Raw genomic sequence first — 24,223 nt, 5'->3', positions numbered from 1 at the left:
CGGGTGCGGCCGCCTCATGAGTGCGCCGCCCGGCCGTGACTATACGGCCGGTAACTCTCGGCGTTCACCGCTCATCACACACGGTGACGTCACGGTTCCATGCCGCTCGCCCTCGCGATGCCCTCCACCTCGCGCCGGTCCGCCTCCCGCTGCTCAGCCTCGGCCGCCACGCGCTGCTTGTGGCGGTGCAGGAAGTCGGGGTCCTGGGCCCGGTCCTGGGGCACCAGCACCTTCATGCCCTTGGCGTGCGGGCTGTCGCCGAGGTCGACGACCACCCGCTCGTCCTGGGAGGTGAGCAGGCCGAACAACACCAGCAACTCGGCCTGGAGGGCGGGGGTGAACAGCTCTTTCTCCTCGGGCCCCATGCCGAGTTCGTACGTCCCCCCGCGGACGGCCGGTGAGGTGCTCAGCTCGCGCAGCAGCCGCATGAGCAGCTCAAGCGAGCGCGGATCGATTCGTTCCTGCAATTCGGTCAGATACTGCGTCAGCCGCTCGGCCCGTTCGCTCCGGTCGTGCCGTTCGTCTCGGTCCATGTCGCCAGGATGCGCCATCACAGCCCGCTACGAAAGGGGGTGACGGTAACAACTCTCCGTATTCGGCGGCTGGTTGGCGTGATCGGAAGCCTCTAGCCACTCCGTCTGTGCCCCGATAGGTTCTCGGCGACCTGTGCGATTGATGTGCATCCAGGGGATGTGCACCCAAGGGGAGGGCGAATGGGCAAGGCGCTCAGATGGCTGTTGTCGCTCGTGATAATCGTGGGGGCGGTCGGCGCCGGTGCAGGCAGTGCACCGGTGGCAGCGGCCACCCCCGCGAGCGAGCCGGACATCAAGGAACGCGTCCTGGCGATACCCGGGATGAGCTTCGTCGAGGAGCGGCCGTACGACGGCTACCGCTTCCTCGTCTTCACCTATCAGCAGCCGGTCGACCACCGGCATCCGTCCAAGGGCACCTTCAAGCAGCGGTTCACCCTGCTGCACAAGGCCGCCGACCGGCCGACGGTGTTCTTCACCTCCGGCTACAACGTCAACACCACGCCGCGCCGCAGTGAGCCCACGCAGATCGTGGACGGCAACCAGGTGTCCATGGAGTATCGGTTCTTCACCCCGTCGCGGCCCCAGCCCGCCGACTGGTCGAAGCTCGACATCTGGCAGGCCGCCAGCGACCAGCACCGGCTGTACCGGGCGCTGCACCGCGTCTACGGCAAGAAGTGGCTCGCCACCGGCGGCAGCAAGGGCGGCATGACCGCCACCTACTACCGCCGCTTCTACCCGCGCGACATGGCGGGCACCATCGCCTACGTCGCCCCCAACGACGTGGTCAACGCCGAGGATTCGGCCTACGACCGCTTCTTCGCGGGCGTCGGCACCGCCGAATGCCGCACCAAGCTGAACGCGGTCCAGCGCGAAGCGCTCGTGCGGCGCGACGAGATCGTGGCGCGGTACCAGAAGTGGGCCGACGAGGAGAAGCAGACCTTCACGGTCGTCGGCAGCGCCGACAAGGCGTACGAAAACGTCGTCCTCGACCTGGTGTGGGCCTTCTGGCAGTACCACCTGCTGAAGGACTGCGCGGACGTCCCCGCCACCACGGCCTCCACCGATGAGCTGTACAAGTTCATCGACGACATCTCCGGCTTCTCCGCCTACACCGACCAGGGCCTGGAGACCTACACCCCGTACTACTACCAGGCGGGCACCGAACTGGGCGCCCCCACCTTCAAGACCCCGCACCTGGACGGCCTGCTGCGCTACCCGGGCATCTACAACCCGCGCAACTACGTCCCGCGCGACATCCCGATGCGCTTCAAGCCGGGCGCGATGCGGGACGTGGACCGCTGGGTCCGCCATGACGCGAACCGGATGCTGTTCGTCTACGGGGAGAACGACCCGTGGGGCGCCGAGCCGTTCCGCCTGGGCAAGGGCGCGCGCGACTCGTACGTCTACACGGCCCCCGGCGGCAACCACGGCTCCAACATCGCCCAGCTGACGGCGGCCGAAAAGGCGAAGGCGACGGCGGCGGTCCAGAAGTGGGCAGGCGTCCCGGCCTCGTCCAAGCCCCTGGCCCCCCGTGACGCCAAGCTGGACCGCCGAGAGATGGAACGCGATCCGGTGCTGCGACCGTAAGCCCCTGGCCCCGGCCCTGGCTACGGCCTGGGCCGGGGCCTCGGGCCCTGGCTCCGGGCCCCGGGCGGCTGGCCTGGCCCCTGGCTCCGGCCCGGGCCCGTGCCGCACCCGGCCCGCCCGAAGCCCGGAGCCTTCGGGCCTCGGGCTTCGGGCCCCGGGCCCTGGCCCGGACTTGTGCGGGGCCCCGGGCCGGATCCGGCCCTTGGCGGACACCGGGCACGGCACCCAGCGCGCACCGCAGCCTGGGTGCCGTGTCCGGGGGTCCGGGGGATTCCCCCGGTTTCGGGAAGGGGCGGGGTGGGGGCTCAACACCCCCGCCCACCGCCTCAGTACGAGAGCCCGTGCCCGATCGGGTACAGCACCCGGGACGGGGCGTCCGCGCGCCGCACGGCGACCGGTAGCCGTCCGCGCGGGTTCCGCTTCCCGGCGATGACCCGGGCGGCGGCCCGCACCTCGACGTCCGTCCAGCCGTAGGTGGCCAGCGACGCGCCGGGGTCGTTGCCCAACTGGGCGATGTCGTACGGGTCCTTGATCGCGACGTGGACCACCGGCATCCCGGTGGCGGACAGTTCCGAGACCAGCCGCCGCTGGCCGGACCCGGCGTCGACGTCGCGGGTCAGGACGATCACCGCGTCCCGTTCGCGAGCCGCCGCGACCGCCTCGTCGATCCGCCCCGGGGACGGATCGGGCGCGCTGCCGGTGCCGGTGGACAGGGCCTTCGCGGTGAAGCCGAGCGCGTCGAGGGCGCGGGCGAGGACGGCCGTCGGAGGGCCGCCGGTGCCGGTCGGGGCGGCGGGGTCCACGCCGACCACGAGCAGCTCGCGGTGGTGGCGGCGGGACAGCGGCAGCAGCCCGCCGCGGTTGGTGATCAGCGTGGTGGTGCGGTCCGCGATGCGCGCGGCGGTGGCGGCGTGGTCGCGGGTGCCCACCGTACGGTCCACCGCGCGGTCGCTGGTGTACGGCTCGTCCAGCAGCCCCCGGCGCGCCTTGAGTTCCAGGACGCGCAGCACCGACGCGTCGAGCCGGTCCTCGCTGATCTCACCCTTCCGTACCGCCGTGCGCACGCTGTTCCAGGCGGCGGGCAGGTCGGGCGGGGTCAGCAACTGGTCCACGCCCGCCTTCAGTGCGAGCACCGGCACCCGGTCGTCGCCGTACTTCTTGCGCACGCCCTGCATGCCGAGCGAGTCGGTGATCACGACGCCGTCGTAGCCGAGGTCCTCGCGCAGGACGCCGGTGATGATGGGGCGGGAGAGCGTGGCCGGGTCGTCGGCCGGGTCGAGCGCGGGGAACAGCAGGTGTGCCGTCATGACCGAGTCGATCCCGGCGGCGATCGCGGCGCGGAACGGCGGCGCGTCCAGCCGTTCCCACTCCTTGCGGGAGTGGGTGATGGTCGGCAGCCCGACATGGCTGTCCACGGAGGTGTCGCCGTGCCCGGGGAAGTGCTTGGCGGTGGCCGCGACCCCGGCGCCCTGGTACCCCTCGACCTGGGCCGCGACCAGCCGGGCGACCGCCTTGGGGGAGGCACCGAAGGAGCGGATGCCGATCACCGGGTTGGCCGGGTCGACGTTGACGTCCGCGTCCGGCGCGTAGTCCTGCCGGATGCCGAGCGCGGCCAGCTCCGCCCCGGCGACCCGGGCCGCCGCCCGTACGTCCGGCGCGCTGCCGCCCGCACCGAGCGCCATCGCCCCCGGGAGCAGCGTGGCGGGCGCCCCGATCCGGGCCACCATGCCGTGCTCCTGGTCGGTGGAGAGGAGCAGCGGCACGCCCGCGGGGCCGTCGAGGGCGGCCTTCTGGATGCCGTTGGAGAGGGCGGCGATCTGCCGCGGATCGCGGATGTTGTGCGCCCACTCGGTGTACATGATTCCGCCGAGGTGGTACTTGGCCACCAGCTCGGCAGCGCTGCCGACGCCGTACTTCTTGCGGTTGGCCGCGGCGTCGCCGGGATCGGGCGCGGTGGCGGAGTGCCCGTACACCGACAGGACGAAGAGCTGGCCGATCTTCTGGTCCAGCGTCATACGGCCGAGCAGGGCCGAGGCGCGGTCCCGGTCACTGCTCCGGGTGGGGGCGGGCCGGCGCGTCGCCGCGGACGCCGAGGGCGAGGCGGATGTCGCCGCGGACGCGGACGCGGACGTGGACGTGGGCGTTGACGCGGACGTCGCGGGTGAGCTGAACGTCCGCGGGCTGCATGCGCTGGCGACGGCGGCGGTCGCCGCGGCGAGCAGGGTGCGGCGCGAGGTCGGCTTGTGCACCCGCACTCCTTCCATCGGGCTCGGGAGGGGGTGGCTGGCGTTCATATGACACGCTGGTGTGCCGGGTGGGGCCCGGTCAATGGGAACCGGTGATTCGGTTCAACTTCGTTCAGGAGCAGCCGACTTCGTTCGTCAAGAGGCGGCGAAGCGTGGCCTGGCGGGCAACCGGTCTTTCGGCACCGTAAAGATCGCGATGATATGGAACGGCGCGAAGCACTCCGGCGGCGGCGTGGGATGCGCGGCCGCGACGAGCGTGAGCCGATCCCCGCGCCCGGGCCGGTGGAGCGTGGCGGACGGCCACGCGGCGCATCCGGTGGTCGCGGACCAGCCGACGAGGGCGTTGCGGCCGAAGTCGTTCTTCCCGGCCTTCGCGAGAATCGCCTCCGCCTGCTTGCCGAAGTGCCGCGCGAAGGCGGTGAGCTGACCCTTGGTACGCAGCACGGCACGCGTCTCGGGCACGGCGCCGGTCGTGGAGGCGACATAGGCGAGCCCGGTATCGATGCGGCCCGTGCCGCCGACGCTCTGGGAGGGGTGCGCGCCGGCGGCGGGGTGCTGATGGCCGCAGGCGGCGAGGAGGGTGGCCAGCGACGCAGCCAGCAGCGAGGCCGATACCGCCGTGCGGAGACTCCCCAACAGCACGGCGATTGGACGCCCCGCCGGGCGGTCCGGTTCCGCGCCCGGACCGGGCTTGGCGAATCGGCACGCATGGGGACGCATGCACCCATAGTGACACCGTCGCCCGCCTGGAGGGCGACAGCGACGTCCTCCACCCCCGCCGAGCGCGGGACTCAGAACAACGTGTCCTGGTCAGGCGTCTCCGGATGCTCCAGCGGCGGCACGTCTTCGCCTCGCCACTTCGCCTCAAGCCGCTTGCGCCAACCCTGCGGTGGCGGCCACGGCACGCCCCACTGGGAGCACCCGGCGCCCGACCTGAAGTCGGGCCACCGTGCCCGGGTCACGGAACGGGCCGAGGGCGTGGCGCCGATGCCCGTCGTCGTCACGGAGGCAGGCGGCCGGGCTAGAGGCGGCGGCCTTCGCCGCACCGATGGTCGTCGGCCGGGGGCCGTCACGCGGCGGCCGCTCGGCGGGGCCACTCCGCGCCGAGCACAGCGACCGTCTCCGTGATCGCGGGGCGGCGCGCGGCGCCCTCGCGCCAGAGGGCGTAGAGGTGACGTACCGGCACCGGCTCCAGGGGCACCGCCCGCACCCCCTCCGGCAGTGGGCCCCTGCCCAGGCGCGGCATCAGGGCGATGCCCAGGCCCGCCGCCACCAGGGCGATCTGGGTGTGGTTCTCCGCCGCCTGGTAGGCCAGGTCCGGTTCGTGCCCCGAGGCCCGCAGCGTCCGTACGAGCCAGTCGTGGCACACAGTCCCAGGCGGCTGGCAGATCCACCGCTGGCCCGGCAGATCCTCCCGCCGCAACGTCCCCCGCCCCGCCAGCGGATGCCCGACCGGCACGAGGACATCGCACAGGTCGTCCCCGATCGCCGCCCGCCGCAGCCCGTCCGGGGCGGGCAGCGGGGCGATGTCCCAGTCGTGGGTGACCGCCAGGTCGATGACGCCCTGTGCCGCCAGGTCCACCGACAGATGCGGGTCGACCTCGACGAGCCGGGCGTCCAGCGAGGGGTGCTCGGCGGCGAGCCGGGCCAGTACGGCGGGCATCAACCCCCGTGCGGCGGACGGGAACGCGCCGATCACCAGCCGTCCGGTCGGCCGGCCCCGCCGCTCCTCCAGGCTGGTTTCCGCCCGTTCCACGATCGCGAGGAGCTGCTGGGCGGTGGCGGCCAGATGCTGGGCCGCGTCCGTGAGGACGACGCCGCGGCCCTGCCGCTCCAGGAGCGTGGTCCGCGTCTCCCGCTCCAACTTGGCGATCTGCTGCGATACGGCGGACGGGGTGTAGCCGAGCGCGGTGGCGGCCGCGCTGACCGAACCGTGCACGGCCACCGCGTGGAGCGCCCGCAGCCGGGACAGATCGAGCATCGCCCCCCACCTCCCACGTTTCACGTTTTCTGCATCCAACCATGAAGTCATCCGGACTGGTGCTAAAAGGTCCCGCCCCCGATCCTCGACCTATGCGACCTGCACACATCGGCCTCGCCGTGCTCGTCACGGCCCTGTGGGGCGTCAACTTCGTGGTCATCGAGGTGGGCCTCGACCACATGCCGCCCCTCCTCTTCTGCTCCCTCCGCTTCCTGGTGGCAGCGGTGCCCGCGATCTTCCTCGTCGGCCCGCCGCGGGTCCCCTGGCGGTGGATCCTGGGGGTCGGGCTGGCGCTGGGCGTGGCGAAGTTCGGGCTGCTGTTCATCGGGATGCACGAGGGGATGCCGGCCGGGCTGTCCTCGCTGGTGCTCCAGGTCCAGGCGGTGTTCACCGCGCTGTTCGCGGCCGTCGTACTCGCCGAACGCCCCAGCCGCCGACGGCTGTTCGGCATGGCGGTGGCGCTCGGCGGTATCGCCGTGGCCGCGGTCGACGAGGGCACCTCGGGCCCGCTGATCGGCTTCGTCCTCGTCATCGCGGCCGCGGCCTTCTGGGGCGTCTCGAACGTCCTCACCCGCAAGGCCGCCCCGCCCGACCCGCTGAGCTTCATGGTGTGGGTGAGCCTGGTGCCCGTACTGCCGCTGCTCGGCCTGTCGCTGGTGTTCGAGGGCGCGGCCCCCGGCCTGCACGCGCTGGCCACGCTCGACTGGGCCGGAGTGGGCGCCATCGTCTACGTCGCCTGGATCGCCACCGTGCTCGGCTTCGGGCTGTGGGGCTTCCTGCTGCGCACGTACGACGCCTCCGCGGTCGCGCCCTTCTCCCTGCTGGTGCCGGTCTTCGGCATGTCCTCGGCGGCGCTGGTGCTGGGGGAGGGGATCAGTCCGCTGCGCTGGCTGGCGGCGGCCCTGCTGGTGGGCGGCGTGGCGCTGACGTCGCTCCCGTCCGTACGCCTCCTCCGGCTCAGGCCGCGTCGGCGAGCAGCCGCAGCAGGTGGTCCCGGCCCGGGGCCAGCAGCGGCGGGAGCTCCTGGGCCTGCGGGTACCACCGCTTCTCGTACTCCCAGCACAGCCAGCCGTCCCACCCCTCACGGCTGAGCAGCTCCACGCACTCCGTCAGCGGCAGCACGCCCGCGCCCAGCGCCAGCGGAGTGGTGTCCTCCGCGGAGGCGATGTCCTTGACCTGGACGTAGCCCAGGTGCGGCGAGAGCGCCGCGTAGCTGGTGGCGGGGTCCTCGCCGCCCAGCCAGGGGTGCATCACGTCCCAGATCGCGCCGACGCTGCCGTGCCCGACCGGCCCGAGGATGCGGGCCGCGTCGGCGCCGGTGCGGTGCGAGTCGTGGGTCTCCAGCAGCAGCCGTACGCCCAGCTCCGTGGCGTACGGCGCCGCGTCGCCCAGGCGGGCTGCGGCCGAGGCGTCGGCCTCGGCGGGGTCCCGGTCGCCGCCGCCCGGGAACACGCGGACGTTGGCCGCGCCCAGGTCGTGGGCGAGCGCGAGGAGTTCCCGCAGCCCGCTCAGCACCGGCTCGTCGGGGCCCTCCGCCGCGACTCGTACGTACCCGGCGACGGTCAGGATCTCCACCCCCGCGTCCCGGAACTCCCGGACCACCCGCGCGCGTTCGTCCGCCCCGATCCCGGGGTGCACCGCCTCCTCGGGGTGCGCGCGCAGCTCGACACCGTGGTACCCGTTCCCGGCGGCGAGTCGGGCGACGTCGGTCATGGGCATACCGGGGACGCCGAGGGTCGAGAAGGCGAGCTTCATGGCGGGCTCCATGGGGTCGTGGGGGCTCGGCAGGGGGCGAGGTCAATCCTGCCGTGCCGAAAACCGGTAACCCAGGACCGGCGACCCCAAACCCTTCCTCACCCCGCTGCCAGCCGCCACAGTGACGTCACCTCCGCCGCCCGGGCCGCGTGCAGCGGATCGGTGGGGTCGGCGGCGCGGGGGTGCGCGGGGCGGGTGTCCAGCCGGTCGACGACCCGCAGCCCCGCGGACTCGAACGCACCCAGCAACTCCTCACGGGTCCGCAACCCCAGGTGCTCGGCGAGGTCGGAGAGGATGAGCCAGCCCTCGCCGTCGGGAGTGAGGGCGTCCGCGAGCCCGTTCAGGAAGCCGTGCAGCATGCGGCTTCCGGGGTCGTACACCGCGTGCTCCACCGGCGAGCTGGGGCGGGCCGGGACCCAGGGCGGGTTGCAGACCACCAGCGGGGCGCGGCCCGGCGGGAAGAGGTCCGCGCGGACCACCTCCACCCGTTCGGCGAGCCCCAGCCGCGCCACGTTCTCCCGCGCGCAGGCCAGCGCCCGCGCGTCCTGGTCGGTGGCCACCACGCGCTCGATGCCGCGCCGCGCGAGCACGGCGGCCAGCACGCCCGACCCGGTGCCGATGTCGAAGGCGGCCGTGCGGGAGGCGGGCAGCGGGGCTTCGGCCACCAGGTCGACGTATTCGCCGCGCACCGGCGAGAAGACCCCGTAATACGGATGGATACGGTCGCCGCCGAGCGCCGGTACCTCCACGCCCTTCTCGCGCCACTCGTGCGCGCCGATCAGGCCGAGTAACTCCCGCAGCGAGATCACCGACGGGCCGTGCGCCGCGCCGTACACCTGCGCGCACGCCTCCCGCACGTCGGGCGCCCGGCGCAGCGGTACGGCGAGGTCGGCGTCCAGCGGCACGAGCAGCATGCCCAGCAGCCGGGCCCGCCGCCCCTGCTCCTGCCGGTGCCGGTGGAACGCCTCGGCCGCGCTCTCCGCCGGTCCGCGCCGCCCCCGGGGCCGCCGCGGCCCCCGGTCGACCCGCCGCGCCAGCGCGGCGAGCAGCTGCCGGGCGCCCTGGTAGTCCCCGCGCCACAGCAGCGCGGTGCCCTCGCAGACGAGACGGTACGCGGCGTCGGCCGTCATCCGGTCGTCCGCGACCACAACCCGCCGCGGCGGCGGCGCGCCGCTCTCGGAACGCCACTGGGCGGTCCGGGGCCCGCCGTCTTCGGTCCACTCGATGAGGTGCTGCGTACTCAGGGGGTACACCCTTTGCTCTCGTGCCGTGCGCACCTTCGGTGCGTATGGGGTGATCCTTGCGGTACGGACCGCCTGACGCGAGCGGTTTTGGAGAACGTGGTGCCGGTCGTGCCGCTGGCAGTGGGCCGTCCGAGGGCCAAATCCCGTTTCCTCGCACCCTTTTCGGGGAATGATTTTTGCACGTAGTCAGGGGATTTTCAGTGACACGGGGGGCCATAAATGAGCGGTACGTCGTCACGGTCGCATCAGAACGGCGCGAAGACGGAGAACGCCACGCCTGAGACGCAGCGCCACAAGGTTAAGCAGCTCGCACTCAAGCCGGTCCCGCCCCTCCCGCCGGGACCGCCGCCCGAGCGCGACCGTGGTCGTTTCAGCGATGAACACACCGACCGCCAACTTGCCTCGATGATGGCCAAGGTCAAGCGCGGGGAGATTATTTCGACTCCCGGCGGCAGGGCGGACGGCGAAGACCGCGACATTCATGAGGAGGAATGGCGGGCACACGACCGGCACGGGCCTTATGGACAAGGGCGTCGCCGCAGGAATTGACGCCACGCGGGCGTGTCGACCGGCCTATGGTTCGTGCATGACGAGCGCTCTCCGTCTGGAGAAGATCACCCCGGACAACGTCGACGTCGCGATCGGGCTACGGGTCCGTCCGGATCAGGAACACCTGGTCGCGCCGGTCGTGAAATCCCTGGCCGAGGCATACGTCCATCCCGGCATAGCCTGGCCCCGCCTCATCCTCGACGACGACCGGACCGTCGGCTTCCTCATGGCCTTCTTCGCTATCGACTGGAGGGGCGACGGCACAGGCACCGACGTGCGATCCGGGCTCTGGCGCCTCAACATCGCGGCCGGCGAGCAGGGGCGCGGCTACGGACGATTCGCGGTCGAGTCCGTAGCTGCCGAAATCCGCCGTCGCGGTGGCGCCCGCATGACCACCACCTGGCATCCAGGCGCCGACGGACCGGAGAGTTTCTACCTCAAGCTCGGATTCCAGCCGACGGGCGAGACGAGCGGGGACCAGACGGTCGGCGAACTGGACTTGCCCTGCGGTGTTAGCGGGCCGTTTCCGTCCAGGTGACAGGCAACTCGTGGACGCCGTAGATCTGCATGTTGGTCCTGAGCTTCACCTCGTCGGCGGGGACGGCGAGCTGGAGCGTCGGGAAGCGGCGCAGCAGCCCCTCGAAACCGGCGCGCATCTCGACGCGGGCCAGTTGCTGGCCCAGGCATTGGTGGACGCCGTGGCCGAAGGACAGGTGACCGCGGGCCTTGCGGCGGAGGTCCAGCGTGTCGGGGTTGTCGAAGCGCCGGGGGTCGCGGTTGGCGGCCAGCATGGAGACGACGACGCTCGATCCCTTGCCGATTGTTTCGCCGCCGAGTTCGAGGTCCTCCGTGGCGTAGCGATAGAGGATATCGACAACGGACAGGTAGCGCATGAGTTCCTCTACGGCGCCGGGCATCAGATCCGGGTCGGCGCGCAGTTCGGCAAGCTGCTCGGGGTGCTCCAACAGCGCGAAGGTGCCCAGCCCCAGCATATTGGCGGTGGTCTCGTGGCCCGCGAGCAGCAGCAGGAAGGCAATTCCGGTCAGTTCCTCGATGGCGACGTCGTCATGGCGGGCGAGGTCGGACAGGATGTCTTCGCCGGGGGCGGCGCGTTTGCGCGTGACCAGTTCGGAGAGGTACGCGTTCAGGTCGGTGTACGCGGCAATCTGCTCGTCGAAGGGCAACTCCTTGTTCAAGAACTTGGCGGAGTTGACCTGGAATTGCTCCCGGTCCGCGTAGGGGACACCGAGCAGTTCACAGATCACCAGGGACGGCAGCGGCAGCGCGAACTCCTTGACCAGGTCGACCGGCGGGGTCAGACGCGCCATTTCGTCCAATTGCCGTTCGGCGATGTCGATGATGTGCTCTTCGAGCATTTTCATGCGTTTGACGGTGAAGGCGCCGGTGAGCTTGGTGCGCAGCCGGGTGTGGTCCGGCGGGTCCATGGCGATGAACAGCCCCGGCTCCTGCGGGGACGGTTCGGTGACGGCGGGCAGGCCGGGAATCTCGTACGGCACATGGAGAACGCCGATGTCCTGGCGGGAGCTGAACCGGGTGTCGGCCATGAGCTGGCGGACCGCGTCGTAGCCGGTGACGATCCAGCCCTCGTGACCGTCGGGGAAGGTCATGGGGCTGACGGGACGAGCCTCGCGCAGCCGGGTGATGTCGCGAGGCGGGTCGAAGGGGCCCGCATCGCGCTTCTTGGGGAGGCCGTACGGGATGGGAGCCGTTTGACTCATCGGATTCCTTTCGCGGCGGTCGTTGCCGCCACCATCACCGATGGCTCTGACATAGGGCTGACACGGCTCTGACACCGACCCTGCCGGAGACCGGAGACATGCCGACGGCATCGAGGTGGGCCGGAGGCTTCAGGGGCAGGTCACCAAACTGGTCCCCTTCGGTGTCTTCGTCCAGGTCGCCGAGGGAGTTGAGGGCCTGGTTCCTCATCAAGAACTCACTTCGGCACCCGTGGCAACTCCGCAGGAGGTCGTCGCGACCGGCGACGAGGTGACGGTCACCGTCACCGACGTCGACCGGGAGCGGCGCAGGCTGTTCCTCTCCCGACGTCAGGCTTGAAGAGCCCTTTCCCCGGTCATGCGAACGCCCGTGCCCAACTGCTCGACCCCGGTCAGCCGGTATCCGTCAGGAATGGACTCACCTACCTGCCCGGACGAGGGCGGGGTACCGGGTGCGTCGATCATCACGCAATCCACGATGTTGGCGAACAACCGGGCGGCCGGGTTGGTGCGACCTTCGATGAGCACCGTACGTGCCCCGGCCTCGGCCAAGACGGATAGGGCTTTCTCGGGATCGCTGTCGAGCGAGGGGCGCGGGACTCGGAAGGCATCTTCGCCGTGGCTGCCCGGCACTCCCTCCTCAATCGCTCCGTTTCGCCGAATCACCAGGTCGTGTGTGCGGCGCAGCTCATTCACACCTCGGTCGCCATGGGGCTCGTCGGCACCGACGGTGTACGTCCAGGTGATGTACGGCCGTCCCGTACGCAGCGAGTGCAGCCACGGGCCGAGGACGAGCAGCGCTTCCCGCTCCAGGACGCCGCGCTCCACCTCGATACCCGCGTGTTCCAGTACCGCGGCGCCACCCTCTCCGCGTGAGGTGGGGTCCATGACCGCCATCAGGACGCGGGACACCTTGGCATCGATCAGGGCCTGTCGGCACGGCGGCGTACGGCCGTGGTGGTTGCAGGGCTCCAGCGTCACCACCGCGGTGCCCCCCTCGGCACGCTCGCCCGCTGCGGTGAGCGCGTTGACCTCGGCGTGATGGTCTCCCTTGCGGTGGTGGTAACCCTCTCCGACCGGTACGCCGTCGCGGTCGAGGATCACGCACCCCACGGGCGGGTTGGGGCTCGTCGTTCCGAGCCCCTGGGCGGAGATGGCGATCGCTCGCCGCATGGCCGTCAGTTCGTTCGGCGTCGCCATCAGAACCCCGCATTCTCCTTGACTGCGTCGAGCAGGTCCCGCACGGCAGGGACATTACTCGCCGCTGCAAGGGCGTTGATTGCCGTGACGGCCTCTTGCAGGGTGCGGCCGGAACCGGAGTCGCGGGCCACGTCGAGTGCGGATGCGGTCTCGGCGGCGGCTTGCTCGTACTCCTGGATGCCTGCGTACGCCATGGCCAGGCGTGCTTGTGCGAACCCCCGGTCGCGTTGATAGACGTCCGGAAGTTTCTCCAGCGCGGTCTGGAAGGTGGTGACCGCCCGCTCTGGCCGGGACAGGGTGAGCCAGCAGTTCGCGCGCTGGATTTCGATGTAGCTGGGAGTGCAGAAATCCCCGTGTCCGGAACGTGCGTCACCGGAGGATTCAGCGATGGCGGCGTACTCGTGGGCCTCGTCCAGTTTCCGGTGACAGGCGGTCTCGTTTCCGTAGAGCGCGAGTCCCTGTGCTTCCTGCTGGATGGCTGCTGCCTTCATCGGGTGCGTGAGTGCTCGTTCGTGACGCTGCACAGCCTGGGCGAGGCCGATCGTCTGGCCTGCGTTCTTCTTCCCCGTAGCGAGTTGGCTGCGGCGGAACAGAGTCCACGACAGCATGGCCTCGTCGCCGGACTCCATGGCCCATTCCATGGCCTGGCCTGTCCAGGTCTCCGCCCTGGTCACGTCCATGGAGTCCTCGTGGAGCCATGCGGCCGACTCGGCGTACTGAGCCGATAGCTTCAGCAGCTCCTGCCGGTGCTCGCCCCGGCTGTCCTCCAGAAGACCATTCAGCACGTCGAGCTGCTGATGCACTGCTGTGAGTGCGTGACGTGGGCCGAAGAGGTTGTCGGCCCTGACCAGGGTGTGCCACATATCGCGAAGATGCTGGATCGCTGCTTCGCTGTGGTCGGCCGAAAGGCGGCGTGGTCTGATGGTCCTGGGGCGTGCGACTTCCGCGGAAGCGTTCGCGGCATTGAAGGGACTGCGTCCTTGCAGGGCGACACCCATCGCGTTTCCGAGAAGGGCTCGGCGGCTTGTCGGCACGATCTGCTCTTTCCCGTCGACATGCACCGATACCAAAAGGATTTCGGGTAACGCATCCGCTTCCGCCGAAGCCATGGGGCCCACGTGGGCAGTCGGCACACCAGATGGAGTCCCCGTTGAGGGTTCGGACGAGAGGTCGTCAGAACCACTCCGGCTGTTACGAGCGTAGCCACGGTCCTGGGCCGCGCCGCCCGATGACGGGGTACCCTCCCACGGCCGTTCGGGAAGGCCGAGCATGTGGCCAGGAATGCCCAGTCCATCGGCGATGCGTTCCATGACGGCGAGGCCGCGAATACCGCGAACACCTCGGATTACGTCACCTACCCGGGCGCTGGTCATCTTGCCGACGGCAGCCGCGATTTCGGCGTAGCTCACCGGCCCTCGCCTGTTGACGAGCCGGAAGACCTCACCGAAGTCCCGACGCCCGCAGGCCCGTTTCATGTCCTCACTCAGCAGCAAGCGATCCGGGATAGTGAGGGGATAGTCGCTGCGACGGGCTTCACGTTCACTCATGGGCCGCTCACGAGGTGGAGCGACGTGCCTGGGCCAGGGTAGAACTCGCCGAGTGCTGGGGTACCCCGTTTCCCGTGTGGGGTACCCCGTTTGCTGTCCCGGCCTGTCTTTCTGACCTGCACGCTTGTCGCCATGAAGTCAGAGCTGACTAGGGTCTGTTGCGAAAGTGGATCTTGTTCGTTGATGATCACTTCCTGTGGGACGTGGGGATCTGACGAACGGCCAGTGGGCCCGGCTTGAGCCTCTGCTGCCGACGGGCATCAAGCCGGGGCGGCCGCAGGTGTGGACGCGGAGGCAGCTGATAGACGGCATACGGTGGCGGACCCGGACCGGTGCTCCCTGGCGGGACGTGCCCGAACGTTATGGGCCGTGGGACCGGGTCTATGACCTGTTCCGGCGCTGGCAGCGGGACGGCACCTGGGCAAGGATCCTCACCCAGCTCCAGGCCGAGGCGGACGCGAAGGGCCTGATCACCTGGGAGGTCAACGTCGACTCCACCGTCTGCCGGGCTCATCAGCACGCCGCGGGAGCGGCGAAAAAGGGGACCTCCAGAAGGAACCGCCCGGCGGGATCTTCGTCGAGCCGGCCGACCACGGCCTCGGACGCTCCCGCGGCGGACTGACCAGCAAAATCCACCTTGCAGTCGAGCAGGGCAGAAGCCCTTGTCCTCGTGATCACGGCCGGGCAGCGGGGCGACTCCCCGCAGTTCGAAGCGGTCCTGGAAGCCATCCGGGTTCCGAGGCTGGGGCTCGGCAGGCCGCGCAAGCGCCCGGACCGGGTGCGGGCCGACAAGGCGTACGATTCCCGCGGCAATCGCTCCTACCTGCGCAGACGCGGGATCAAAGCCACCATTGCGGTTCCGGCGGACCGAGTCCGCAACCGCCTCAAGCGTGGATCGCGTGGCGGGCGGCCGCCGAAGTTCGACAAGGACGACTACAAGCAACGGCACGCGGTCGAGTGCGGGATCAACCGGCTCAAGCGGCACCGGGCCGTTGCCACTCGGTACGACAAACTCGCCGTCCGCTACGAAGCGACAGTGCTGGTCGCAGCCATCAACGAGTGGCTGTGACCAGCACTTTCACAACAGGCCCTAGTCCGGATGAGCGTACGGTGGTGAGGCGCTGGGCTCGCCACCCTCGTTGTGTCGCCCGGGCACGGGCCGACTTGCGTATGACGTTGGCGAGTTGGGGCCTGCCCACCGTGGAAGAAGCCGCGCTCCTGGTGCTGTCCGAATTGATAACGAACGCCGTGCGTCATGTACGCGTGCCCGGACGTCAGATCGAGACGCGTTACCTGCATCAGGGCGACAGCGTACGGATCGAGGTTCACGACGCGGCTGACCCGCAGCCCAGGCTGATGACTCCGCCCCCCGAAGCCGTGCATGGTCGGGGACTTTTCCTGGTGGATGCGCTCGCCGATCAGTGGGGCGTGACCCCATGGACGGTGGTGGGCAAAGCGGTCTGGGCGGTCCTGGCAATTCCTGACGACGAGCGGGCCTCCATGGCCGATGGACAGCTCGGCGAGGGGTGACGTGACGGCGGGGCCCTGGCGGCGACCAGTAGGGACCGCGGTCGGCCGGTGTCGATGCGGCCGCGGTTGAGCCCCCCCCGTGCAACGCGCGATGCCCACGGCGGTGCTCGGGCACTGGCGGGTCAGGTCCACCACGGACGTGATCGCGTCGCCCGAGCACCGCCCCCCCCGGATGCGTCGCTCAGGCCCAGCGCTTCAGGAAATCGATCGCCGCGGAGTCGACCTCCGCGGGGTGCGAGGCGCTCAGGAAGTGCTGCCCGCCCTCGATGACTTCGAGTCGCGCCTCGGGGGAGCGGGTGAACATCCGTATCTCCTCTTGGGCGTTCGCCACGGAGTACACCTGGTCCGCGGTGCCCTGCAACCACAGGATGGGGCAGCGGACCTCGTCGAGCCTGCCGTGGAGCCCGTCGCGGTCGCGCAGGTTCACCGTGCTGAGCCGCAGGCGGTGGCGGCCGGCGTCACCGGCGTAGTTCGTACGGTAGGTGGCGAGCCAGAAGTCGCGTTCCTCGCCGGAGACGCCGCCCAGGGCCGCGTCGAGCACCTCGTCCACGAACTGGTCCGGCACGACCCAGTCCTCGCCGACCGGGTCGGCGAGGGCGTCGACGAGCGGCGTGTTGAACTCGACCCCGTCCCAGCACCCCAGGTCGCGGCTGCGGGGGCTCTCGAAGTCCATCGACGTGCCGAGCGCTATGAGGCCCTTCACGACGTCCGGGGCGAGCAGCGCCATGCGGGCCGCCACCCATCCGCCCTGGGAGGTCCCCAGCACGAAGGCCTCGCGGATCCCGAGGGCGTCGAGGACCTGGAGGTTGGCGATCGCGCTGTCCCAGTAGGTGAAGTGCTGGTACGAGGCCCTCGTGCGGCCGTGCCCGTAGGGCTCCAGGGCGAGCAGGTTGGCCGCGGATCCGAGCGCCGGGTCGTCGAACTGCGGCCGGTACAGGTCGGCCGAGGTGGTGTACGAGTTGATCAGGACCAGTGTCGGGAGCGCGGGGTCGTACGGCTTGGCGAAGGTGTACCCGACGGTCGACCCGCCCAGGTGGGGGATCTCGACGGTCTGCTCAACCTTGCTCATCAATTGCTCCTTGGGCCGTGCATGGGGAGTTTCCTGTAACGGGTCGCTGGATCGGAGGCGAGAGCCCGGAGACGCTCGACAGCAGCCGGGTTCACTCCGTGGCCCTCATCGATCACCTTGTCGGCGCCACTGCGCACTGCGCCACCAAGATCAAATCACCCTCGCAGCGTAACCCCAACGTGTCCGGGATCTCGGGGATTTCAGCAGCGATGCATCCGTTCCTGCGCGGGTGCCGGGGCGCTTTGACGCGCCGTACTATCCCGGTGCAGCACCACCCGCGTCACCGCCCTGGTCAATGCGGTCCTCGCCCTCCACCTCGCCACCTCGTGCTGAGATGGGAAACCCTCAAGGTGTCAGCGAGGGGAAGTGACGACGCCAGGTGTCTGCGATGCGCGGTGCGGCACCTGACCACGTCTTCCGGCACGGAGCGCCTTCCCTGTGCGCCTCGCGCGGGAAGTATCCGTCGAAGAGGCATCTTCCGGTGAAACGGATGTCAAGCGCTGCGGCGCACTGCATGACGGGAGCGATCACGTCCGGCGATGCGGTGTCGTAAACCCCGTCGTCCAGCCGAAAGGCCGTCTTCTCTAGGTAGTCAATGCCGCAGGCAGCGGTGAGTTTGCCGCTCATGAACAGGGCGGCGTGTTCGTGGTGGAGAACACCGCCGAAGGCGCTATCGCTGACAAGCAGAGCTCCCACGGATTGGGCAGCACCCAGCCGTCCGGCAGATCAGAACCGCCCGTGCGAAGGGCGTGGCCCGAGCCGCCGGGAATCACCCTGTCGAAGAGGGGGAACACATTGTTGTCGAGCGTGAACACACAGTTCAGATCGAAGCCCATCGAGTGACGATCTCATGCGCGGCGGATTGCGTTGGGCCCCTCTGTCGCAGGGCGGAGCCGCGTAAGCTCCGGTGCAGCTCACTGAGTGGAATCGATAATGCGTGCTTACGCCGTCGTCCGAGAGCTCACCACGTCGGGGTAGAGAGGGCCGATCCATTCGGCGAAACGGTCCCACAGCTGGCTCTCAGTTGCCTCGACGATGTCGTTGGGATCCTCGACAGCCTCAAGACTGAAGTGGTGGCGCAGCCACTCGCGGAACTTCGCGTTGTCGGGGCAGGGGTCGTAGTCCTCCTCCTCGTCCTCCTCACGGTCGTTGTCGTACGCGACGCTCTCCCAGTCGCCACAGGGAGTCCAGCCGGAGGCAAGGACGCGGAAGAACTCGCGCATGTTGCGGGCCACGAGGTTGATGCCGCCCTCATCACCGAGGAACACGATGGGCAGTGTGGCGAGATCGGTACGGTCGTCGAGCAGCCAGATCGCGTAGTCCGAGCCGGAGCGAGTGGCGAGCGCGAAGGTTCGGAGGCGGTCAGCCGCTTTGGGGTATCCGCTGTCTTTGCCGAATTCGCGCAGCTCGAAGCCGGGGGCGTACCAGTCCTTGACGCTGTCGTCGAATTCCTTGAGAAGGTTCAGCTCGGGTATCGGTGAGTACATGGCCGCAAACACTACCGGCGGCGAAGCGAAGAAGTGCTGCGGCACCTGCCGGGCGGAACGGGGCGGGGTACGGGCATGCAAAGGAGGTCCGCCGCGGATCGCTCCTCGGGTCGAACTCGGCTCCGCCGCACAGGCGACGGGTGCTGCGGGTGCTGCGACCGCAGAATGAGACGGCAGGGTGCGGACCGGGCGTCAGATGTCTGGTCGCCTCATGATCCCCGTCCTACGATGGGAGCGCTCCCGCGCACCCTCGCAGCGGATCTGGAGGCGCAATGAATTGTCATGGGCATGTTCGGAGATGGGGGCTTCGCGCCTCCGCCGTCGCCTCGGCCGCGACGCTGCTGGCCACGGTGGCGCTCGTGGACACCGCCGACGCGCACGGATCGGCCATCGGGCCGGCGTCGCGGAACTACGGCTGCTGGAAGCGGTGGGGCGGCGACTTCCAGAATCCGGAGATGAAGACCAAGGACCCCATGTGCTGGCAGGCGTGGCAGGCCGACACCAACGCCATGTGGAACTGGAACGGCCTCTACCGCGAAGGGGTCGCGGGCAACCACCAGGCCGCGCTGCCCGACGGGCAACTGTGCAGCGCCGGGCGCACCTCGTCCGGCCGCTACAACGCGATGGACGTGCCCGGGAAGTGGGAGGCCACGTCGGTCGGCAACAGCTTCACCTTCAAGAACCACGACCAGGCCAGGCACGGTGCGGACTACTACCGCATCTACGTCACCAAGCAGGGCTACGACCCCACGACCCAGCCGCTGCGCTGGAGCAACCTCGAACTCGTCGCCCAGACCGGCAAGATCGCGCCGGGGGCGGGGGAGCCCTCCACCGAGCCGAGCCTCAACGGGGTCACGGTCTCCATCCCCGTGAACGCCCCCGGGCGCACCGGACGCCATGTGGTCTTCATGATCTGGCAGGCCAGCCACTTCGACCAGACCTTCTACTCGTGCAGCGATGTGATTTTCCCTGGCGGGTGAGCCCAGGGAAAGCTAGAGAACGAGTCGCCAGTCCTGCGCCATCACGGGCCCCGCGCCGTACCCCGGGTGCGGCTCCTCGGCGGTCAGCTCGAACCCCGCCCGCTGGTAGATCCGGCGGGCGGCGGCCTGGACGTCGGTGGTCCACAGCACCAGCTCGCGGTAGCCCGCCGCGCGGGCGAAGTCCACGCACGCCGCCACCAGCCGCTCGCCGAGCCGCAGGCCCCGTGCGTCGGGTTCGACGAACAGCAGCCGCAGCCGGGCCGTCGCGGGCGCCTCGTCCCGTACGCACATCACCGACCCGATGGGGTGGCCGTCGCGCTCGGCGATCCATACGCGCTCGTACGCCGGGTCGTGCCGGGTGCCGAAGTCCCCGACGATACGGGCGACCAGGGCCTCGAACGCGGTGGTCCAGCCGTACTCCCGGACGTACTCGACGCCGTGCCGGTGGACGATCCACCCCAGGTCGCCGGGGCCGGGGGCGCGCAGGAGGACATCCGTCATTCCGTCAGCCCCCGCCCTCAGTGCCGCGGGGGCGCCGTCGAGGCCCGGGCCATCAGCTCGGCGCGCACCATGGCCACCCCGCCCGGCGGCTGCGGTTCGCGGCCGAGGGCGAGGCGTCCGGCGCGTACCCCGGCGTCGTGCAGCGGCAGCCGGACCGTGGTCAGGGCGGGGACGGCGTCGGCGCTGAAGGGGAGGTCGTCGAAGCCCGCCACCGAGACGTCCTCGGGGATGCGCAGGCCCTGGTCGCGCAGGGCCGCGCAGACGCCGAGGGCGATGGTGTCGTTGGCGGCCACGATGGCGGTCAGACCGGCGTCGCGGCGCAGGAGTTCGAGGGTGGCGTCGTAGCCGGAGGCGCGGTCGTAGAGGCCGTGGACGGTCAGCTGCTCCGCGTCCCCCGCCAGGTCGGCCGCGACCAGGGCCTCGCGGTGGCCCTCCAGCCGGTGGCGGGTGGTGGTGCGCTCGGCGGGGCCCGCGACGTAGCCGATGCGGCGGTGGCCGAGGCTCAGCAGATGCTCCGTCAGGCGGCGGGCGCCGCCGCGGTTGTCGAACGTGAGGGTGATCGCGTCCTCGATCGGGGGCCGTCCGCACAGCACCACCCGGGTGCCGGAGGCGGCGAGCCGGGACGCCTTGGCGGCGACCGCGGCGGCGTGGTCGGGGTGCTCGACCGCGCCGCCGGTGAGGACGACGGCGGCGGCGCGCTGCCGCTGGAGCAGGGTGAGGTAGTTCAGCTCGCGCTCGGGCGAGCCGCCGGTATTGCAGATGACGGCCAGCTTCTCGCCACCGCGCCCGGCCTCCCCGCCGGAACCACCGGAACCGCCGGAACCATTGGACGCACCCGAGCCGCCGGGCCCGCCCGGGGCGCCCATCTCTGACTGCACGGCGCCCGCGATGATGCCGAAGAAGGGGTCCGCGATGTCGTTGACCAGCACCCCGACCAGGTCGGACGTGGCGGCGGCGAGAGCGCTTGCCGGGCCGTTGACCACGTACTCCAGGTCCTCGACGGCGCGCAGCACCCGGGCCCGGGTCGATTCGGCAACCGGATAGTTGCCGCTCAGGACGCGCGACACGGTCGCCGCCGAGACCCGAGCCCGTGCGGCCACATCGGCCAGGGTCACTGCCATGTTTCCTCCGTTGGATGGTCACCTGGGGCGCCCGGTGGGACACCGCGTGCGCTGGTGGGGCCGGGTCCATGGTCTCACTGGTCAGCGCCGTCGCGGCCATCGCGTATCGAACCGGGAACGGGCGCGGGAATCTGCTCGCCGGGGTCTTGTCCTGACATCCGCACCGTGCCTAGGGTCGACCCCCAGCAAGCGCTTTCCGTCCCGTTGGCGAGGAGCCCCACTCCATGGCCTCAGCAGCCACCGCCCGTATCCGCGCCGCAGTCATCGGCACCGGAGCCATTGTCACGGGCAGCCATCTGCCCGCCCTGCGCGATCACGCCGACCGGGTCGAGTTGGTCGCCGCGGTCGACGTGGACGAGGACCGGCTCGACACCTTCCGCGCGACGGCCGCCGAGAGCGCCGGATTCACCGTCGCCGGCTATCCCGACGTGGCCGCGATGCTGAAGGCCGAGCGCCCCGACCTGGTCCTCATCGGCACCCCGCCGTCCCTCCACCGCGAGCAGACGGTGGCCGCGCTCAAAGCGGGTGCCTGGGTGCTGTGCGAGAAGCCGCTGTGCCTGACGCTCGCCGAGTACGACGAGATCGCCGCGGCGGAAACGGAGGCGGGCGGGCCGTACGCGTCCGTGGTCTTCCAGCACCGCTACGGCTCGGGCGCCGTCCACGCCCAGGACCTGCTGACCACCGGCGCGCTGGGCCGCCCGCTGGTGGCCCACTGCCAGACCACCTGGCACCGCGACACCGCGTACTACGCCGTCCCGTGGCGCGGCCGCTGGGACAGCGAGGGCGGCGGCCCCTCCATGGGCCACGGCATCCACCAGATGGATCTGCTGCTGCACCTCCTCGGCGACTGGACCGAGATCCGCGCCATGGCCGGTCGGCTGGTGCACGACGTGGAGAGCGAGGACGTCTCCACCGCGCTGGTCCGCTTTTCGAACGGCGCCATGGCCACCGTCGTCAACAGCGTGCTCTCGCCCGACGAGGTCAGCCGCATCCGCATCGACTGCGCGGACGCCACCGTCGAGCTGACCCACCTCTACGGCCACCGCAACGACGACTGGATCTACACGCCCGCCCCGCACGTCCGCGACGAGCCCGCCCGGCAGGAGCGCTGGCGCACCCCCGCCGCCGATCTGCCCAGCTCGCACGCGGCCCAGCTGACCGGGCTGCTGGACGCCATGCGGGACGGCGTACGGCCCCCGGGCAGCGGCCCGGACGCCCGCCGCACCCTCGAATTCATCGCCGCGCTCTACAAGGCGGCCTTCACCGGGCAGCCCGTGCACGCGGGGGAGATCGCGCCCGGTGACCCGTACTACGACGCCATGCACGGACACCACCCCGAGTGGGCACCGAAGGCACCGAAGGCCACGAAGAAGGAGAGCTGAGGCCGTCATGACCCAGCAGATCACCGTCACCCACACCCACGGCGAGCGGATCTCGGTAGCCTCCGGCGGCGTCGAGCTGATGGCCTACGTCTACGCGCCCGACCCGGACGCCTTCGAGGCCCGCAAGCCGTACGCCCACCCGCTGCGCACCCTCGCCGGAAGCCCGGTCTCCGGTTACCGGCCCAACGACCACCGCTGGCACAAGGGCCTCCAGATGACGTCCAGCCATCTGTCCGGCCAGAACTTCTGGGGCGGCAACTCCTACCTCGGCCCCGACCAGGGCTACCAGCGGGTCGAGGAGCGGGTCGGCTCCATGCGGCACGACGGCTTCGAGGAGTTCACGGTCACCGACGACCGGCTGCGCTTCACCGAGAAGCTCACGTGGGTTGAGAACGGCGGCCAGGAGTGGGCGCGCGAGCTGCGCACCATCGAGCTGCACTCCGTCGAGCCGGACGAGGGCACCTGGGCCCTGGACTGGTCCATCGACCTCACCAACATCCGCGGCGAGGCGCTGCACTTCGGCTCCCCGACCACCGCGGGCCGCGAGATGGCCGGGTACACCGGGCTCAACTGGCGCGGCCCCCGCGACTTCACCGGCGGCGACGTCATCGGCCCGGACGGACGCGGCGGCGACGGCGAGAAGGGCGCCTCGGACCTGATGGGCACCCCGGCCGCCGACGCCCCCTGGATCGCCTTCACCGCCGAACACGACGACATCGACGCGCACTCGACGCTGCTGTTCGCGCACGCCCCCGAGAACGCGGAGTCGATCCACGCCTCCCACTGGTTCGTGCGCTCCGAGCCGATCCCCTCGGTCGCCCCCTCGTGGGCGTTCTTCGAGGAGTTCGAGCTGCCGCCGGGGGAGTCCTTCGGCTACCGCTACCGCGTGGTGGTCGCCGACGGCGCGTGGGACCGGACGCGCGCCGAGAGCTACCTCAAGAACCACGGGTGGTGAGCCACATGGCTGCGTCTTCTGCGATGTCCGCCCCTCTGCCGGGCGGCGTGGGGATGTCCCACATCAGCGCGTACGAATGGGAGGCGGCCGACGGCGTGTGCGGCGGCAGCCCCCACCTCCACCTCGCCTGCACCGAGGCGTACGTGGTCACCGCCGGGCGCGGCGCCGTCCAGACCCTGACCGTGGCCGACGGCTTCACCGAGACGCCGCTGGAGCCGGGCGTGGTGGTCTGGTTCACCCCCGGCACGGTGCACCGCATGGTGCAGGGCGGCGGCCTCAAGGTGACGGTGCTGATGCAGAACAGCGGGCTGCCCGAGGCCGGGGACGCGGTGTTCACGTTCCCGCCCGAGGTGCTGGCCGACCCCGAGCGTTACGCGGCGGCCGCCGCACTGCCCGCCAAGGAGGGCCCGGAGGCGGACGCGGCCGCCCGGCGCCGTCGCGATCTGGCGGTCGAGGGCTATCTGACCCTGCGGGCCGCCGCCGAGAAGGGCGACGACGGACCGCTGCGCGCCTTCCACGAGGCGGCGGTGCGGATCGTCGCCCCCAAGGTCAAGGACTGGGAGCCGCGCTGGCGGGACGGCGCGCTCGCCGCGGCCCACCGCACCGGTGAGCAGCTGACCGCGCTCGCCGCGGGCGACCCGGCCCATCTCGCGCAGGCGCGGGTCACCGCGACCGGGCCCAGCCGCCGCGGCGGCTACGGCATGTGCGGCCGCCGGGACGAGTACGAACTGCCCGGCGCGACGCTCCCGTACTACGGCGAATAAGCACCGGCATCCCCCACACGAGCAGGCATGAACAGGCACATCGGCACATCACAGGA

Annotated in this window: 25 protein-coding genes and 2 pseudogenes; 12 read left to right on the top strand and 15 right to left on the bottom strand. The window is 70.6% G+C overall.

Annotated elements, in window-relative coordinates:
* Positions 1-89: 89 nt before the first annotated feature.
* A complete protein-coding gene (locus HYQ63_RS16000; protein ID WP_039941875.1) occupies positions 90-533 on the bottom strand; it encodes a hypothetical protein in 444 nt (147 codons plus the stop codon).
* A gap of 180 nt (positions 534-713) precedes the next feature.
* Here HYQ63_RS16000 and HYQ63_RS15995 point away from each other — a divergent pair, with 180 nt between their 5' ends.
* Entirely contained in the window at positions 714-2,120 is a 1,407-nt protein-coding gene (locus tag HYQ63_RS15995; protein WP_179934424.1) for a S28 family serine protease, read from the top strand.
* A 326-nt stretch (positions 2,121-2,446) separates the two neighbouring features.
* Here the strand turns inward: HYQ63_RS15995 and HYQ63_RS15990 are convergent, their stop codons facing one another.
* Positions 2,447-4,135 carry a glycoside hydrolase family 3 protein gene (locus tag HYQ63_RS15990; protein WP_257231888.1) on the bottom strand — a complete coding sequence of 563 codons (1,689 nt, stop codon included), beginning with the start codon at positions 4,133-4,135 and terminating at the stop codon, positions 2,447-2,449.
* A gap of 43 nt (positions 4,136-4,178) precedes the next feature.
* On the opposite strand from HYQ63_RS15990, the gene HYQ63_RS44705 reads away from it, so the two are divergent.
* On the top strand, positions 4,179-4,418 hold the full coding sequence (locus HYQ63_RS44705; RefSeq protein ID WP_257231887.1) for a hypothetical protein: 240 nt from the start codon (positions 4,179-4,181) through the stop codon (positions 4,416-4,418).
* An 83-nt stretch (positions 4,419-4,501) separates the two neighbouring features.
* On the opposite strand, the gene HYQ63_RS15985 is transcribed toward HYQ63_RS44705, so the two are convergent.
* Both HYQ63_RS15985 and HYQ63_RS15980 read right to left on the bottom strand, forming a co-directional pair.
* Positions 4,502-5,086: a hypothetical protein gene (locus HYQ63_RS15985; protein WP_179934423.1), complete on the bottom strand. Its 585-nt coding sequence runs from the start codon at positions 5,084-5,086 to the stop codon at positions 4,502-4,504.
* A 349-nt stretch (positions 5,087-5,435) separates the two neighbouring features.
* Positions 5,436-6,347 (bottom strand): LysR family transcriptional regulator, encoded by a 912-nt coding sequence (locus HYQ63_RS15980; protein WP_179934422.1) that lies wholly within the window; start codon positions 6,345-6,347, stop codon positions 5,436-5,438.
* A 41-nt stretch (positions 6,348-6,388) separates the two neighbouring features.
* Here HYQ63_RS15980 and HYQ63_RS15975 point away from each other — a divergent pair.
* Positions 6,389-7,219 (top strand): annotated as a pseudogene (locus tag HYQ63_RS15975) (EamA family transporter); the annotation flags it as partial.
* Positions 7,220-7,304: 85 nt separating this feature from the next.
* Here HYQ63_RS15975 and HYQ63_RS15970 read toward each other — a convergent pair.
* Together HYQ63_RS15970 and HYQ63_RS15965 are read right to left on the bottom strand one after the other, a co-directional pair.
* Positions 7,305-8,102 carry a sugar phosphate isomerase/epimerase gene (locus HYQ63_RS15970; RefSeq protein ID WP_179934421.1) on the bottom strand — a complete coding sequence of 266 codons (798 nt, stop codon included), beginning with the start codon at positions 8,100-8,102 and terminating at the stop codon, positions 7,305-7,307.
* Between the two features lie 98 nt (positions 8,103-8,200).
* Entirely contained in the window at positions 8,201-9,346 is a 1,146-nt protein-coding gene (locus tag HYQ63_RS15965; protein ID WP_179940163.1) for a class I SAM-dependent methyltransferase, read from the bottom strand.
* A gap of 219 nt (positions 9,347-9,565) precedes the next feature.
* On the opposite strand from HYQ63_RS15965, the gene HYQ63_RS15960 reads away from it, so the two are divergent.
* Together HYQ63_RS15960 and HYQ63_RS15955 are read left to right on the top strand one after the other, a co-directional pair.
* Complete coding sequence (locus HYQ63_RS15960) at positions 9,566-9,895, top strand: hypothetical protein (RefSeq protein ID WP_179934420.1); 330 nt, start codon at positions 9,566-9,568, stop codon at positions 9,893-9,895.
* A 37-nt stretch (positions 9,896-9,932) separates the two neighbouring features.
* On the top strand, positions 9,933-10,433 hold the full coding sequence (locus HYQ63_RS15955) for a GNAT family N-acetyltransferase (protein ID WP_179934419.1): 501 nt from the start codon (positions 9,933-9,935) through the stop codon (positions 10,431-10,433).
* Here HYQ63_RS15955 and HYQ63_RS15950 read toward each other — a convergent pair.
* Positions 10,408-11,634, bottom strand: coding sequence for a cytochrome P450 (locus HYQ63_RS15950; protein ID WP_179934418.1), 1,227 nt, complete (start codon positions 11,632-11,634; stop codon positions 10,408-10,410). The genes HYQ63_RS15955 and HYQ63_RS15950 overlap by 26 nt on opposite strands.
* Before the next feature lie 115 nt (positions 11,635-11,749).
* On the opposite strand from HYQ63_RS15950, the gene HYQ63_RS15945 reads away from it, so the two are divergent.
* Positions 11,750-11,971 carry a S1 RNA-binding domain-containing protein gene (locus HYQ63_RS15945; RefSeq protein WP_257231886.1) on the top strand — a complete coding sequence of 74 codons (222 nt, stop codon included), beginning with the start codon at positions 11,750-11,752 and terminating at the stop codon, positions 11,969-11,971.
* Here HYQ63_RS15945 and ribD read toward each other — a convergent pair.
* Together ribD and HYQ63_RS44700 are read right to left on the bottom strand one after the other, a co-directional pair.
* Positions 11,962-12,831 carry a bifunctional diaminohydroxyphosphoribosylaminopyrimidine deaminase/5-amino-6-(5-phosphoribosylamino)uracil reductase RibD gene (gene ribD, locus HYQ63_RS15940; protein ID WP_179934417.1) on the bottom strand — a complete coding sequence of 290 codons (870 nt, stop codon included), beginning with the start codon at positions 12,829-12,831 and terminating at the stop codon, positions 11,962-11,964. The two genes, HYQ63_RS15945 and ribD, sit on opposite strands and share 10 nt — an antisense overlap.
* Positions 12,831-14,378, bottom strand: a complete 1,548-nt coding sequence (locus HYQ63_RS44700) for a tetratricopeptide repeat protein (protein ID WP_257231885.1) — start codon at positions 14,376-14,378, stop codon at positions 12,831-12,833. The genes ribD and HYQ63_RS44700 overlap by 1 nt, the downstream gene beginning before the upstream one ends.
* Before the next feature lie 196 nt (positions 14,379-14,574).
* On the opposite strand from HYQ63_RS44700, the pseudogene HYQ63_RS15930 reads away from it, so the two are divergent.
* Both HYQ63_RS15930 and HYQ63_RS15925 read left to right on the top strand, forming a co-directional pair.
* Positions 14,575-15,447: pseudogene (locus HYQ63_RS15930) on the top strand (IS5 family transposase).
* The gene (locus tag HYQ63_RS15925) at positions 15,438-15,908 is read left to right on the top strand and encodes an ATP-binding protein (RefSeq protein WP_306664826.1); all 471 of its coding nucleotides are present in this window, start codon (positions 15,438-15,440) and stop codon (positions 15,906-15,908) included. Before HYQ63_RS15930 ends, HYQ63_RS15925 begins: the two are co-directional and overlap by 10 nt.
* Positions 15,909-16,089: 181 nt before the next feature.
* Here the strand turns inward: HYQ63_RS15925 and HYQ63_RS15920 are convergent, their stop codons facing one another.
* The 4 genes from HYQ63_RS15920 to HYQ63_RS15905 all read right to left on the bottom strand — a co-directional run bounded on the left by HYQ63_RS15920 (position 16,090) and on the right by HYQ63_RS15905 (position 18,464).
* Positions 16,090-16,977 (bottom strand): alpha/beta fold hydrolase, encoded by an 888-nt coding sequence (locus HYQ63_RS15920; RefSeq protein WP_179934416.1) that lies wholly within the window; start codon positions 16,975-16,977, stop codon positions 16,090-16,092.
* A gap of 345 nt (positions 16,978-17,322) precedes the next feature.
* Positions 17,323-17,604 (bottom strand): hypothetical protein, encoded by a 282-nt coding sequence (locus HYQ63_RS15915; RefSeq protein WP_179934415.1) that lies wholly within the window; start codon positions 17,602-17,604, stop codon positions 17,323-17,325.
* Complete coding sequence (locus tag HYQ63_RS15910; protein WP_179934414.1) at positions 17,601-17,813, bottom strand: hypothetical protein; 213 nt, start codon at positions 17,811-17,813, stop codon at positions 17,601-17,603. Before HYQ63_RS15910 ends, HYQ63_RS15915 begins: the two co-directional genes overlap by 4 nt.
* A gap of 105 nt (positions 17,814-17,918) precedes the next feature.
* On the bottom strand, positions 17,919-18,464 hold the full coding sequence (locus HYQ63_RS15905; protein WP_179934413.1) for a hypothetical protein: 546 nt from the start codon (positions 18,462-18,464) through the stop codon (positions 17,919-17,921).
* Positions 18,465-18,736: 272 nt separating this feature from the next.
* On the opposite strand from HYQ63_RS15905, the gene HYQ63_RS15900 reads away from it, so the two are divergent.
* Positions 18,737-19,444 carry a lytic polysaccharide monooxygenase gene (locus HYQ63_RS15900; protein WP_218929570.1) on the top strand — a complete coding sequence of 236 codons (708 nt, stop codon included), beginning with the start codon at positions 18,737-18,739 and terminating at the stop codon, positions 19,442-19,444.
* Positions 19,445-19,456: 12 nt separating this feature from the next.
* Here HYQ63_RS15900 and HYQ63_RS15895 read toward each other — a convergent pair whose 3' ends face one another.
* On the bottom strand, positions 19,457-19,945 hold the full coding sequence (locus HYQ63_RS15895) for a GNAT family N-acetyltransferase (protein ID WP_179934412.1): 489 nt from the start codon (positions 19,943-19,945) through the stop codon (positions 19,457-19,459).
* Between the two features lie 17 nt (positions 19,946-19,962).
* On the bottom strand, positions 19,963-21,066 hold the full coding sequence (locus HYQ63_RS15890) for a LacI family DNA-binding transcriptional regulator (RefSeq protein ID WP_179934411.1): 1,104 nt from the start codon (positions 21,064-21,066) through the stop codon (positions 19,963-19,965).
* Between the two features lie 224 nt (positions 21,067-21,290).
* Between HYQ63_RS15890 and HYQ63_RS15885 the strand changes: the two genes are divergently transcribed.
* From HYQ63_RS15885 to HYQ63_RS15875, 3 genes are read left to right on the top strand one after another with little or no spacing between them, the layout of a single operon-like run.
* On the top strand, positions 21,291-22,448 hold the full coding sequence (locus HYQ63_RS15885; protein WP_179934410.1) for a Gfo/Idh/MocA family protein: 1,158 nt from the start codon (positions 21,291-21,293) through the stop codon (positions 22,446-22,448).
* A 7-nt stretch (positions 22,449-22,455) separates the two neighbouring features.
* Complete coding sequence (locus HYQ63_RS15880) at positions 22,456-23,403, top strand: PmoA family protein (protein ID WP_179934409.1); 948 nt, start codon at positions 22,456-22,458, stop codon at positions 23,401-23,403.
* Positions 23,404-23,408: 5 nt separating this feature from the next.
* A complete protein-coding gene (locus HYQ63_RS15875; protein WP_179934408.1) occupies positions 23,409-24,167 on the top strand; it encodes a cupin in 759 nt (252 codons plus the stop codon).
* The last annotated feature ends 56 nt before the right edge of the window (positions 24,168-24,223 follow it).

Origin of the sequence: Streptomyces sp. Rer75 (assembly GCF_013414305.1) — a bacterium.
GTDB lineage: Bacteria > Actinomycetota > Actinomycetes > Streptomycetales > Streptomycetaceae > Streptomyces > Streptomyces himastatinicus.
Note: the sequence above shows the minus strand (reverse complement) of the source record. Positions and strands in the feature narration are given on the sequence as shown.